12 protein-coding genes and 1 pseudogene are annotated in these 12,267 nt (G+C 59.1%); 2 read left to right on the forward strand and 11 right to left on the reverse strand.

Translation table 11 applies throughout. From position 1 onward, the window contains the following. Position 1: 1 nt before the first annotated feature. A complete protein-coding gene (locus tag ACVWVP_RS26630) occupies positions 2-802 on the reverse strand; it encodes an SDR family NAD(P)-dependent oxidoreductase (protein ID WP_178925438.1) in 801 nt (266 codons plus the stop codon). Between the two features lie 116 nt (positions 803-918). On the opposite strand from ACVWVP_RS26630, the gene ACVWVP_RS26635 reads away from it, so the two are divergent. Further along, on the forward strand, positions 919-1,857 hold the full coding sequence (locus ACVWVP_RS26635; RefSeq protein ID WP_178925440.1) for a GlxA family transcriptional regulator: 939 nt from the start codon (positions 919-921) through the stop codon (positions 1,855-1,857). 13 nt (positions 1,858-1,870) lie between these two features. Here the strand turns inward: ACVWVP_RS26635 and ACVWVP_RS26640 are convergent, their stop codons facing one another. The 7 genes from ACVWVP_RS26640 to argH all read right to left on the reverse strand — a co-directional run bounded on the left by ACVWVP_RS26640 (position 1,871) and on the right by argH (position 8,782). Further along, positions 1,871-2,248: a helix-turn-helix domain-containing protein gene (locus ACVWVP_RS26640; RefSeq protein ID WP_259173111.1), complete on the reverse strand. Its 378-nt coding sequence runs from the start codon at positions 2,246-2,248 to the stop codon at positions 1,871-1,873. Positions 2,249-2,341: 93 nt separating this feature from the next. Further along, positions 2,342-3,286, reverse strand: coding sequence for a hypothetical protein (locus tag ACVWVP_RS26645; RefSeq protein ID WP_178925444.1), 945 nt, complete (start codon positions 3,284-3,286; stop codon positions 2,342-2,344). A gap of 95 nt (positions 3,287-3,381) precedes the next feature. Beyond that, positions 3,382-4,557: an MFS transporter gene (locus tag ACVWVP_RS26650; protein WP_457408939.1), complete on the reverse strand. Its 1,176-nt coding sequence runs from the start codon at positions 4,555-4,557 to the stop codon at positions 3,382-3,384. A gap of 165 nt (positions 4,558-4,722) precedes the next feature. Beyond that, entirely contained in the window at positions 4,723-5,544 is an 822-nt protein-coding gene (locus ACVWVP_RS26655) for an ABC transporter substrate-binding protein (RefSeq protein ID WP_176997973.1), read from the reverse strand. Positions 5,545-5,569: 25 nt separating this feature from the next. Continuing rightward, the gene (locus ACVWVP_RS26660) at positions 5,570-6,334 is read right to left on the reverse strand and encodes an amino acid ABC transporter ATP-binding protein (protein WP_016974699.1); all 765 of its coding nucleotides are present in this window, start codon (positions 6,332-6,334) and stop codon (positions 5,570-5,572) included. 24 nt (positions 6,335-6,358) lie between these two features. Then, entirely contained in the window at positions 6,359-7,237 is an 879-nt protein-coding gene (locus ACVWVP_RS26665; RefSeq protein WP_016974698.1) for an amino acid ABC transporter permease, read from the reverse strand. A 117-nt stretch (positions 7,238-7,354) separates the two neighbouring features. Further along, positions 7,355-8,782 carry an argininosuccinate lyase gene (gene argH / locus ACVWVP_RS26670; RefSeq protein WP_457408943.1) on the reverse strand — a complete coding sequence of 476 codons (1,428 nt, stop codon included), beginning with the start codon at positions 8,780-8,782 and terminating at the stop codon, positions 7,355-7,357. Positions 8,783-9,010: 228 nt separating this feature from the next. On the opposite strand from argH, the gene ACVWVP_RS26675 reads away from it, so the two are divergent. Next, positions 9,011-9,970 (forward strand): LysR family transcriptional regulator, encoded by a 960-nt coding sequence (locus ACVWVP_RS26675; RefSeq protein ID WP_457408945.1) that lies wholly within the window; start codon positions 9,011-9,013, stop codon positions 9,968-9,970. Between the two features lie 114 nt (positions 9,971-10,084). Here the strand turns inward: ACVWVP_RS26675 and ACVWVP_RS26680 are convergent, their stop codons facing one another. From ACVWVP_RS26680 to ACVWVP_RS26690, 3 genes and pseudogenes are all read right to left on the reverse strand, one after another. Continuing rightward, the gene (locus tag ACVWVP_RS26680) at positions 10,085-10,729 is read right to left on the reverse strand and encodes an HAD-IB family hydrolase (protein ID WP_176997970.1); all 645 of its coding nucleotides are present in this window, start codon (positions 10,727-10,729) and stop codon (positions 10,085-10,087) included. A gap of 71 nt (positions 10,730-10,800) precedes the next feature. Continuing rightward, positions 10,801-11,514 (reverse strand): annotated as a pseudogene (locus ACVWVP_RS26685) (HNH endonuclease). A gap of 165 nt (positions 11,515-11,679) precedes the next feature. Continuing rightward, positions 11,680-12,267, reverse strand: a 588-nt coding sequence (locus tag ACVWVP_RS26690) for a ribonucleotide-diphosphate reductase subunit beta (protein WP_457408947.1), incomplete at its 5' end; no start/stop codon positions are given.

Genomic DNA, 12,267 nt, shown 5'->3' on the forward strand with positions numbered 1-12,267 from the left:
GTCAGATGTTTTCGAGCCCATAGCGTAGGGCCGGCCTTTGATGGGAAAGGTTCGGTCCCAGGGCCAGACGTGTGGATTCATAGGCGTCCCAGTCCTGGGTGTTTGGCAGCGAAGGAATGGTGACTTTCTCGCCCAGGGCCAGGCCGGCAAGAGCAGCGTCTACCAGGTTCTCGGCGGTCATGATCATGGCTTCGGGCAGGTTGCTGATCGGTAACCCGGCAACGTCCCAGAACTCGGTCGCCGTCGCGCCCGGCAGTACCACCTGAACGGTCACGCCCTTGTCACTCAGTTCATGGTCCAGGGATTCGCTGAATGCTTGCACGAACGCCTTGGAGCCGCTGTATACGCCATTGAGCAGCTTTGGCGCGACCGCAACAATGGAGCCGATGTTGATCAGGGTGCCGCGCCCCTGAGCCACGAAGTTGGCGGCGGCAGCCTTGGCCAAGCGTGTCAGAGCCAGGACGTTAAGCAGGATCATGGCGTCCATTTTGTCGGCATCCGACGCCAGCAGCGGAGCGGTAGCGCCGACCCCGGCATTGTTCACCAGCAGGCTGATGCGGCTGTCGTCCTGCAGGATCTGTTCGATCCGGGCGAGGTCGGCAGGCAGGTTCAGGTCGGCTGCGACTACCTGTATTTCTCGTTGGGTCTGCGCCGCCAAACGTTGCGCGAGCTGTTCCAGCCGCTGCCTGTTGCGCGCCACCAGAATAAGGTCGTAACCCTGACGGGCCAGACGGTCGGCATAGATAGCACCAATGCCGGATGAAGCGCCGGTGATCAGCGCAAAACCTTTGGATTGACTCATTGCAGTTGCTCCAGGATGACCGAGGAAGGAATTGGTCTTGTCTGGCTCAAGATTATGGGTGTAATGTTGTGGCCGCAATGTCGTATATCCCTCCTTTAAAGACATGGGGTTTGGCCATGGTGTCCGTCGGTATTCTGTTGTTTCCCGGGTTCCAGATGCTCAGCTTGAGCACCAGCACCGTGTTTGAATTTGCCAACCTGGAACTGGAGCGCCCGTTCTATCGCGTGGACCTGGTGTCGGAGTTCGGTGGGCCGGTCAAGAGCTCCATGGGCTTTGCCATTGACACCGTGCCCTTTGGGCAGCACCGCTATGACACGCTGTTGGTGGTGGGGGATAACGAAGTGCTGCAAGCGTCTGCAGGCATGCTCACCTACCTGCAGCACGCCATGCTGACCTCACGTCGCGTGACATCGGCCTGCACCGGCTCTTTCCACCTGGCGGCGGCCGGTTTGCTGGACGGGCGCAAGGCAACCACCCACTGGTACCACGCTCGCGCATTTCGCCAGGCATATCCCAATGTGAAGCTGGAAGAAGACCGGATCTTCACCGTCGACGGCCCGCTCTGGACCTCCGCTGGCTTGACCGCCTGCCTCGACCTTGCACTGGCCCTGGTCGAACATGATTTGGGTGTTGAAGTGGCGCGTGCGGTGGCCCGCAAACTGGTGATTTACCATCGCCGTGCGGGTGGCCAGTCGCAGTTCTCGGCGTTGCTGGAGATCGACCCAAAGTCCGACCGCGTGCAAAGCGCCCTGGTTTACGCACGGCAACACCTGCAGGAGGACTTGTCGGTCGACCGCCTGGCCGAAGTTGCCCACTTGAGCCCACGTCAGTTCAGCCGCCTGTTTCATGCCGAAACCGGCCAGACCCCGGCCAAGGCAATCGAACGCCTGCGGATTGAAGCGGCGCGCCTGATGCTCGAATCCGGTGACCATCCCATCGACATCATCGCCCGTGACACCGGCTTCGGTGACCCGGAGCGCATGCGCCGTGCCTTCCTGCGTGCCTTCGGCCAACCGCCGCAGATGATGCGCCGGGCGTTGCAACTGCAGGCCTGAGAATGAAGCCCGGTTACGCGCCATTCGGTTGAGGGTTCTGGGGATCAAAAGCGGCTGTTGAGCCCATCAGTCGCGAAATGATGCCTTGGGCGGCAGGCTCGGTTGGCGCGCTGTCGAACCGGCGTGCACTCATTCCCCACCCCGGCGCAAACCCAGGAAAGAACACCAACCCTTCAGCCTCCAGGCGAAACGCCATGGCCAGGCGGGTGTCATCGTCCACATCACCCTGGCCTTCGAACTGTTGAACGGCACTCACCGGCACATCGGCCTGGCGGGCCAGGTCTTCACGGCTCCAACCCAGCATCGCGCGGGCCTGCACACTGTGCTTGGCGGTGAATTGGTGCAGGACAATCTGTTGTTCTACGAAAGAGCTCATTGCCAGAGAGGACATGGGGATTCTCCAGGAGTGGACGGGGAGGACAGACTATACTGTGTTTTTGTACAGTTGTTTTGACCGCTCATCAACTGGATTCTTAAAACCCCACTATTCCAGCCCTGGCGCCTCCCGGATGATCAGATGATCCAGGTTCTCGATATTGGCGCTGAACACACCAAACGTCTGCTCGGGGTTTTTCTTGCTGGGCACTTGCTTGAGCTCAGGTGTCACGCCGTAGAAAAAGCAGTAAAGGGCGCGCTCGCTGTCCACTGCCGCCTTGATCTGTTCCAGGAAGGCCGTGCGCTTGCGGTAGTTCTCGATGAGTTTCTTGCTCAGGTAGACATTCACCGAATAGGGCTTCTTGTCGAGCCATACCTTTTTTTCGAAGTCGATGCGAAAGCTGCTGGTGTAGTCCTTGATCGCCTTGATCTTGCCCCAGTAGATCAGCCCCTTGTTGTCTTGCAGGTATTCGATCTTCTTGAAAAACGTCCAGTAGGTGGCGGTGTGGTCGCCGATCTTCAACGGCATGGACTTGAGCTTGTCCTTGTCGTCGATGTTCGACACGTAGCATTCCACCGGGTGGGCGAACACGCTGGTCCTGTCGGGCGTATCACTGGCGTTGTGAGAGGTGGCGACGCGGTTTGAGGGGGCTTTCGTCGGCTCCTGTGGGGCGCTGCCCTCGGTGCCGGTCAGCGGTGCCTTGCGTTCGTACTGACGCCGGGTGAGCACGAATTCCGACGGGAAATTGTCCTCGCGTTCGTCATCCCCTTCACCCGTCGCTGTCTTGTGGCTGCTGGCGTAGCGGCAACCGTCGATATGCCGGGTATTGACCTTGTTCTTGAAGTGGGGTGTGCGCTGGTAATTGACGTTCTTGGCGTTGAATGTGCTCAAGGCATTGCCGGTGTCGAACGCCGCGCGGCATTCGTCGTTGGGGCACAGGAAGCGGTCCTTGTCGGAATCGAAAGCGGCGGTTTCGTCGAAATTCAGGTCTCGTACGTCATAGATCGACAGCTTGTCGTCGAGAGTCAGGCTGTAGGCCGTGTCGAATTTCATGGGGCTCGGGTCCGTGAGATGAATAGCCGGATACTACGCAAATTTTCGCGACCCTGGAGATCAAAAATGTGGGAGCGAGCAAGCCCGCTCCCACATTAGACTCGAGGTGTGGCTGCTACACGCCGACCGCTCAAGAAACACAAACTTCCACCGATTGCAGTCAGCGCACCCAGCGCATAGAACATCGCCGTCGGCGCCGCATGGATCAACAGATACCCGCAAATCACCGGGCTCAGCGCCCCGCCAAACGCCGCCAGGTTCTGCGCGCCGTAATAACTGCCGCGCAGCGACTCGGGGGCGAGGGTGTCGATGAACAGGAATTCCGAAGGGAAGATGATCATCTCGCCCAGGGTGAACACGAACATCGCCACACACCACGACAGCAGGCTGTCGGCCTGGCTGAAGCCGATCAGCCCGGCGATGAACAGCGCCGTGCCCAGCAGGATCCAGTAACGCAACTGCTCACGCTTGAGAAAGCGGCCGATCTGGTATTGCAGCAGCATCACCGTAATGGCGTTGCAGGCGAGGATGGCGGACAGGATTTTCAGTGCATCGTCCGGGTTGTGAATCACCAGCAGGAACTGCGACAGGTACAGGGTGTAGCGGCCGTACACGATGGTGCTCAACAGGCTGCCACTGGTGAACAGGACCAGGCTGCGGTCGTTGCGCAGGGTTCTGAGTGTGGTCAGAAAACTCAAGGGTTTGGTGCTTTCATCACGCTGAGTCGGCGGAATGCCGATCATCAGGAACACGCTGACAAACGCGATGGCGCTGGACAGCATGAACGGCAGCAGCGGCATCTGCCCGGCAATCACCACGCCGACCATGGGGCCGGTGGCGTAACCGATGTTGGTGAGGGTGTAGCGCAGGGAAAACACCTTGGCGCGTTGGTCGACCGGCAGGTTCTCGCTGATGATCGCCTTGGAACCGATCAGGAACAGGGCAGACGCCGACTCGGTGATCACGAGGGTCAAGGTGGTGAGGTAGAGGTTGCTGGCAAAGGTCAGTAACAGAAAACCGATGGAGCTGGACAGCATCGCCAGGATCAGCAGCTTGCGCTTTTCCATGCGATCGATGACGTAGCCGCCATACAGGCCCATCAAGGTAGCGGTGAACACCGCGATGCCCATCAGCAAACCGATGTCTTGCTGGTTGAGGCCCAGGCGGTTGCTCAGCAGCAGGGTCATCAGCGGGCTGGTCATGGCCCGGCTGATCACGATGGTCAGCGAGCAGATCATCAGGCGGCGTATTACCAGGGAGTAGGTGGCCACGGTGGAGGCGAGCGTCCTTGTTATTTCTCAATACAACCCAAATCAGGAGTGAACACAGATCAACTGTGGGAGCTGGCTTGCCTGCGATAGCGGTGGATCAGGCAATGAATATGCAAGCTGACCTGCCGCCATCGCAGGCAAGCCCGCTCCCACATTTAGATCAGGTTATTGGCCGGAGTTGATGGTGATTTTTTCTACCGCACCTTGCTCCAGGTCCCACTTCTTCAGGATCTTGCCGTAGGTGCCGTCATCGATCATGCCCTGCAACGCCTCGCTGATCGCCGTGACCAGCTCAGTGTTGCTCTTCTCGATCCCAAGCCCCGTGAACTGCTTGGAAAGCGCCAGGCCCACCGGCTTGTATTTACCCTTGTCCAACGACATCAGGTACGGAATGGTTTCGCTGCCCTGCATCGCCGCGTCCAGGCGGTTCTGCTGCAACTGTGCCCGTGCGTCCGCCGAGCCTTCGGTGCCGATCACCACGATTGCCGGCTTACCGGCGGCTTCGCAGTTTTCCTTGCTCCACGCGGCAATTTCCGACGGCCAGGTGGTGCGACGGCTGGTGCCGACTTTTTTACCGCACAGGTCAGTCAATTCCTTGAGGTCTTCACGCTTGGCCAGGGTGTAGAGCTGCGGGCCGCTGGTGAAATAGTCGATGAAGGTCACCGCCTTTTGGCGCTCGGCGGTGTCGGACATGCCCGACAGTACGATGTCCACGCGCTTGGTGGTCAGGCCGCTGAGCATCTGCTCGAAGCCGGTTTCCTGCCACTTTATCTTCACGCCCAGGCGCTCGGCCAGGGCGTTGCCCAGGTCGAAGTCCAGGCCAGTGAGTTGGTTGGTGGCGGTGTCCTTGAAATCCATCGGCGGGTAGTTCGGCACGATGGCCGCGCTGATCTCACCCTTGTCCTTGATTGCCGCCGGCAATGCCGCGAAAACAGCGGAGGAGGCCATCAGGCCTGCGAGCAACGTTGGGATAAACAATTTTTTCATGGGGGCGTTCTCGTTTGTTTTTTAGTTAAGTGCGAACGGCAGAAATAAAGCTTTGGGTACGCGGGTTTTGTGGGCTTATTAGAATTTCTTCGGGGCTGCCGGCTTCCACAATCTGGCCGGCATCCATGAACACCATGCGGTTGGACACTTCGCGGGCAAAGCCCAATTCATGGGTGACCACAATCATGGTCATGCCCGTGGTAGCCAAATCACGCATCACCGACAGCACTTCGCCTACAAGCTCCGGGTCGAGGGCTGACGTGGGTTCGTCAAACAGCATCAACTTGGGGCGCATCGCCAATGCACGGGCAATCGCTACACGTTGTTGCTGGCCGCCCGACAGCTCGACCGGGTAGGCGTTGCGCTTGTCCGCCAGGCCGACCCGGGCCAGCAATTCCAGTGCATCTTCGGTGGCTTCCTTGGGCGAACGCTTCAGCACTTGGCACGGGCCTTCGATGATGTTCTGCAACACGGTCATGTGCGGGAACAAATTGAAGCGCTGGAATACCATGCCAGTCGCCAAACGCTGGCGGGCAATCTGCGATTCGTTCATCTCATGCAGCTTGTTGCCGACGACGCGGTAACCCACCAGTTCGCCGTCGACCCATAGGCCGCCCTTGTCGATCTTTTCCAACTGGTTGACGCAGCGCAGCAGGGTGCTTTTACCGGAACCTGACGGGCCGATGATGCACATCACTTCGCCTTGCTCGACTTCGATATTGATGTCGCGCAGCGCGTGATACTGGTCGTAATACTTGTTCAGGTTGACGGCCTTGACGATGCTTCTCATGGGGCAAATCTCCTCAACCCAGGCTTACGAACGCTTGCCGGCGCCGCGGGCAAAACGACGCTCGAGGCGGCTTTGACCAAATGAAAGAACAGTCACCACCGCCAGGTACCAGATGCCGGCCACGATCAGCAGCTCCATGACCCGTGCGTTGGCGTAGTAGATGTTTTGTGCGTTGTGCAGCAGCTCCGAGTACTGGATCACGCTGGCCAGGCTGGTCATTTTCACCATGCTGATGAACTCGTTGCCTACAGGCGGAATGATCACGCGCATCGCCTGGGGCAGAATCACCCGACGCAGCGCCTGCAGGCTCGGCATGCCGATGGACTTGGCGGCTTCGTATTGGCCGGTGTCCACCGACAGCAAACCGGCGCGCACCACCTCGGCGGTGTAGGCGCCCTGGTTGATGCTCAGGCCCAGCAGGGCGGCCACGAACGGCGTCATCAGGTCGACGGTGTCGATGCTGAACAGGCCGGGAATTGCGATCACCGGGAAGATCAACGCCAGGTTGAACCACAGCAGCAGTTGCAGGATCAGCGGCGTGCCGCGAAACAGCCAGGTATAGGTGATGGCCACATAGCGCAGGATCGGGTTGGCCGACATGCGCATGATCGCCGTGATCACCCCGATCACCACGCCCAGCGCCATGGCCAGGATCGACATGACGATGGTGTTCACCAGGCCCCACAGGATGGCCTCAGACGTGAGGAACTGCCCGATGTAGGACCATTCGATCTGGCCGTTGGCGAATGCGCGCAACAGCGCGGCCAATACGATCACGATCAGCGTGGCGAAAAACATCCGCCCGTAATAGCGACGCGGCACGTGCTCGTACTGCGTGATATCGAACTGGTTCTCGGACAACTTGCGCTCGGCTTCCAAGCGCTCTGCCGGGGTTTGGTTCATGGTGATTCTCCAAAAAGCGATTACCGCTGTACTCGGTGTAACGGTTGAAACCCGATCCAATGTGGGAGCTGGCTTGCCTGCGAAAGCGCCCGACCAGCCACCTCAGCACCTACAGGCTTAAATGCGAAATCCCTGATAACTCTCTGTCCATTTCTGCTGTTCGGCCAATGCCATTTTCAACCGCTCAATCTGCTCCCGAACCCGCTCCGGCGCCGTCCCACCCCACCCACTGCGCGCCGCAATCGCCGCTTCCAGGGTCAGGCAATCCCGCACCTCGGGCGTCAGCCGCGCATCCACCTCCGCCAGCATCGCCGGCGAGGCTTCCCACAATTCAATTTCATGCTTCTCACAGGCCTGCACCAAGGCGCCTGTAATCTCATGGGCTTCTTTAAACGGCACACCACGGGTCGCCAACCAATCCGCCACCTCAGTCGCCAAGGTGAACCCCATCGGCGCCTGACGCCGCAGCTCTTCCACCTGCACCTTCATGGTCGCAACCATCCCGGCCATCGCCGGCAGCACCAGCAGCAGGGTGTCTACGCTGTCCAGCACGCTGTGCTTGTCTTCACTCAAGTCGCGGTTGTAGGAGAGTGGCAACGACTTGAGCGTCGACATCAACCCGGTCAGGTTGCCAATCAACCGTCCAGCCTTGCCCCGCGCCAACTCGGCAATGTCCGGGTTCTTTTTCTGCGGCATGATTGAGCTGCCCGTCGCGTAGGCATCGTCCAACACCACCCAACGAAACTGGCGCGACGACCACAGGCAAAACTCTTCAGACAAGCGTGAAATATTCACCCCGAGCATGCCCGCCACAAACAAAAACTCCGCCACATGGTCACGGCTAGCGACTGCGTCGATAGAGTTTTCGCACGGGCCGGTGTAGCCCATTTCCTTAGCCGAGTGTTCCGGCTGGCGCGCGATCGCCGACCCAGCCATCGCCGCCGCACCCAACGGCGACAACGCCGTACGCGCATCCCAATCCACCAGGCGCTGCACATCGCGCAACATCGACTGGGCATGGGCCAGCAAGTGGTGGGCGAACACAATCGGCTGCGCCTGCTGCAAGTGAGTGAAGCCCGGGCAGATGCTCTCGATATGCTGCTCAGCTTGCTCCACCAACGCCTGCTGCAAACCCAACACCTCGGTGGTGATGGTGCGCGCATGGTCACGCAGGAAAAGGCGCAGATCATTGGCGGTCTGGTCGTTGCGCGAACGCCCGGCACGCAGCTTGCCGCCCAGGGCGCCGAGGCGCTCGGTCAATACGCGTTCGATGAAGGTGTGCACGTCCTCGTCATCCTGCGTCGGATGCAGGTTGCCGGCGGCGAAGTCGTTGCCGATACCGTCCAGGGCCTCCAGTGTGCGCAGGGTTTCCGACTCATCCAGCAAACCGGCGCGCTGCAGCTCACGGGCATGGGCGCGGGAGCCGGCCAGGTCGTAGGGCGTCAGGCGGAAATAGCGCTCAGGGCAACGCGACAGCGCGGCCAGTGCAGCAGACGGGCCGGTCTTGAAACGAGCGCCCCAAAGGCGGTCGGTGGGCTGGGACATGGGTGTTCCTCACGCTTGTTTTTAGAAGAGTCGGAGGCAGTCAAAACGTAAAAAGTCCTGATCGTAGTGTCAGGTTTTGCCGGGCGTTAAATCAGCCTCTGTGTGCTGTTCAACCCGCTATATTCAAGGTTGCCAAGGGCCGATGTTTACGGCCATTATCGCCGCCTGGCTGTGTTCAAGGATTGGGTTAAAGCCTGTTGAATATGGCACTTGAGGTCAACGCGTATTATGGAAACCCCACTTTCCACTTCTGGAAACATACCGCCCAAACCCGGCACACGCCCGCCCCTGCAACTGAGCGGGCTGGACTTCAAATTGCTGCGCGTGTTCATGGCCGTGGTCGAAGCCGGCGGCTTCAGCGCCGCGCAAAACGAGCTGAACGTGGGCCTGGCGGCCATCAGCAAACAGATCTCCGACCTGGAAATCCGCATCGGCATGCGCCTGTGCACACGGGGCCGGGAAGGTTTTGGGCTGACCGAAGAAGGCAAGCTGGTGTATCAGGCGTCCATCGAGTTATTCACCTCGGTAGACAGTTTTCGCGACAAGCTTAGTTCGGCGCAAAACGAGCTTATTGGCGACCTTAGTGTGGGCGTTATTGATAACACCGTGTCTGACGTTAACTCCCCGCTCATTGCGGCGCTGGGGAAGTTACATAGCGAATCGCCGAAAATTAGATTGCGCCTACATGCCTCTCAGTTAGACGAAGTTGAGCGTGGCGTAGTGGAAGGGCGCTTGATCGTTGGTATCGTGCCCGTGTACCAGCGTCGTGAAGAATTCGACTATTTTCCGCTGTACGAGGAAAAAGCCCACGCCTACTGCGCCGTAGGCCATCCGCTGTTCAATGCGAGTGAAATCACACCGGACGTGCTGCGCCACTACGAAGTGGTCAACCATCGTTACGCGATCCATCGCGACAAGGCCAACTTTGTCACTTACGACAGCCAGTCCGCCTCGGCGTCGCAAGTGGAAGCCGTCGCCATTCTGATCCTCACCGGTCGGTTCCTCGGTTTCCTGCCCGAGCACTACGCAACCCCCTTGGTCAGGGAAGGGCGCCTACGCGTACTGTGCCCGGAGCAGGTGTACCTGAGCACAGTCTTCAACCTGATCCTGCGCCACAACGCCCCGCGCAGCCCGATGGTAAAAGCCTTCGCGACAGCCTTGGGCGTAGACCTCAAGGCCGCGACATGAACGCCGCCGAACACCGGTCAATAGGCTGACAAAGCCCAAATGTGGGAGTTGTCGAGCTCCAGCGAGGCTGCGATGGGATCGCCTCGGTCCACCTGCCAACCCCACCCACCCGCATCACCCCTGCAACCGAGCCCGCTTCTTCTTCGAATGAAAATGCCGAAAGTGCGCATCCTGCGCCGCCGCCAGCAACTCCCGATCCCCACGCGTATCGCCCCAGGCCCTCAGTCGATACTCGCCCAAATCCCCATACACCGCCTCAAGCCGCAGCACCTTGTTCTCACAGCGGCAGTTATTCCCGGTGAGCTTGCCGGTCAACACCCCGTCTACCACCTCAAGCTCAGTCCCGATCAACTTGATCCCCAGCCGATCCGCAAACGGCTGCAACACCAACGCCGGCGAGGCCGAACACAGCGTCACCACCGCCCCGGACTTCACCTCATCCGCCACCGACTGCAAGCCCGTCGGCCGCATCAACCGTGGCCACGTCTTCTGGCAATACGCCTGCGCCTTCTGCTGAACCCACGCCTTCTCCACCCCCGTCATAAAGGTGCGGATCAACTGCGCCTTCAACTCATCCCGGCTGATCTGCCGCACCAAAAAACGCAGCCCCGGCACCGCCAGCTTGAGCATCCGGCCATAGAACTCACCAGGGCCAAAGGCAAACTTGAGGAAGGGCACGAAACTGTCGTGGTGGGTCAGGGTGCCGTCGAAGTCAAAGACGGAGAGTACTTTGGCGTCAGCGGGGCCGGCTTCGAGCATGTCTGGGTTCACGGGTTGGCCTCGGTCCTATCTAATCAATGGGGTGATGCATCAGCTGTGACAGCAAGAGTTTACTCGCGTATCAATCTTCCGATTTTCGAGTAAAGCCCAGCGGTGAACGCCTCCCGATCGCTCGACCGGTGACAACGCTGATGGCAATTGGGGCACAAGGCTACAGCATTGGTGATGCGATCCGAACCCTTCTGGGCGAGGTGCTTGACGTGATGTACTTCAAGAAATGGCTGGCCATCGACCTCAAACGGCGCATTGGTGTTGCAGCCTTCGCAAATGCCCTTGGCTTCTTTTAGCACCCAGGCGCGCACCTTCGGGTCGCGAACGAAGGAGGTGGTTACGGTGGCGACCTTCTGCGGCTGCACGATGCCGTCAGGTACTTTATGGAAGGTTTGCTTCTGTAGCTTGGACGCGCGGCGGATGAGCGTTTGCTCATCGGCGGTTTGGGCGGTGTCATCCGATTCAAAAATACCCTGGGCATTGAGCGCCTGTCGGATGCGCAGCTCAACGCCTGTGCCCACGTTCTTCGCAGGCTTGTAGCCTACGATGCGCTCCAACCCCATCCGGTCGAGCACGGTGGAAATATTTTGCATGCGAAACTCAATAGAACCTTTCGCCCGACCCGCCACAGGACCTTCGCGTAGCAGTCAGTTTTCATGGGCTTTATTGAAAGGCTGGTTGTTCTGCTCCCACGCCAGCATCTTCAAGTAGGCCGCTACCGCCGCTGCTAGCTCAGCGTCGCTCCAATCCGTTTTGTCTTTCGTAATATCCATACAGCCGCCGAGGGTAGAAAACCCTCGGACGATACTGAGTGGCTACTATTGCGTCTACGAAATTTCCTACTGCGAATGAGCGGCTGTCCTACATCTTCAATTTTTACCATAAAAAAACCCCGGGAGTATTCCCAGGGCTTTTTAGTGTTTCAGAGCATGGAGGTATTAGTCCCAGCTCAACGCCCCGCCAGTCTGGTACTCGATCACGCGGGTCTCGAAGAAGTTCTTCTCTTTCTTCAAGTCCATGATCTCGCTCATCCAAGGGAACGGGTTGGTCGTCCCTGGGTACTCTTCCTTCAAGCCAATCTGCGACAAACGACGGTTAGCAATAAACTTGAGGTAATCCTCCATCATCGCCGCGTTCATGCCCAGCACCCCACGAGGCATGGTGTCACGCGCATATTCAATCTCCAGCTGAGTCCCTTGCAGGATCATCTGGGTCGCTTCTTCCTTCATCTCGGCATCCCACAGGTGTGGGTTTTCGATCTTGATCTGGTTGATCACGTCGATACCGAAGTTCAGGTGCATCGACTCGTCGCGCAGGATGTACTGGAACTGTTCCGCCACGCCGGTCATTTTGTTGCGGCGGCCCATCGACAAAATCTGGGTGAAGCCGCAGTAGAAGAAGATGCCTTCCAGGACGCAGTAGTAGGCGACGAGGTTGCGCAGCAGTTCTTTGTCGGTGTCGACGGTGCCGGTTTCGAACTTCGGATCGGAGATCGAGCGGGTGTACTTGAGGCCCCAGGCTGCCTT

The sequence above is a fragment of the Pseudomonas sp. TE24901 genome, assembly GCF_054058375.1.

Excerpts from the sequence above, each read along its gene's own strand:
- ACVWVP_RS26645 (WP_178925444.1), bottom strand. The coding sequence starts at position 3,286 with ATGAAATTCGACACGGCCTACAGCCTGACTCTCGACGACAAGCTGTCG.
- ACVWVP_RS26635 (WP_178925440.1), top strand. The coding sequence starts at position 919 with ATGGTGTCCGTCGGTATTCTGTTGTTTCCCGGGTTCCAGATGCTCAGC.
- ACVWVP_RS26665 (WP_016974698.1), bottom strand. The coding sequence starts at position 7,237 with ATGAACCAAACCCCGGCAGAGCGCTTGGAAGCCGAGCGCAAGTTGTCC.
- ACVWVP_RS26680 (WP_176997970.1), bottom strand. The coding sequence starts at position 10,729 with ATGCTCGAAGCCGGCCCCGCTGACGCCAAAGTACTCTCCGTCTTTGAC.
- ACVWVP_RS26660 (WP_016974699.1), bottom strand. The coding sequence starts at position 6,334 with ATGAGAAGCATCGTCAAGGCCGTCAACCTGAACAAGTATTACGACCAG.
- ACVWVP_RS26640 (WP_259173111.1), bottom strand. The coding sequence starts at position 2,248 with ATGTCCTCTCTGGCAATGAGCTCTTTCGTAGAACAACAGATTGTCCTG.
- ACVWVP_RS26630 (WP_178925438.1), bottom strand. The coding sequence starts at position 802 with ATGAGTCAATCCAAAGGTTTTGCGCTGATCACCGGCGCTTCATCCGGC.
- ACVWVP_RS26655 (WP_176997973.1), bottom strand. The coding sequence starts at position 5,544 with ATGAAAAAATTGTTTATCCCAACGTTGCTCGCAGGCCTGATGGCCTCC.
- argH (WP_457408943.1), bottom strand. The coding sequence starts at position 8,782 with ATGTCCCAGCCCACCGACCGCCTTTGGGGCGCTCGTTTCAAGACCGGC.
- ACVWVP_RS26675 (WP_457408945.1), top strand. The coding sequence starts at position 9,011 with ATGGAAACCCCACTTTCCACTTCTGGAAACATACCGCCCAAACCCGGC.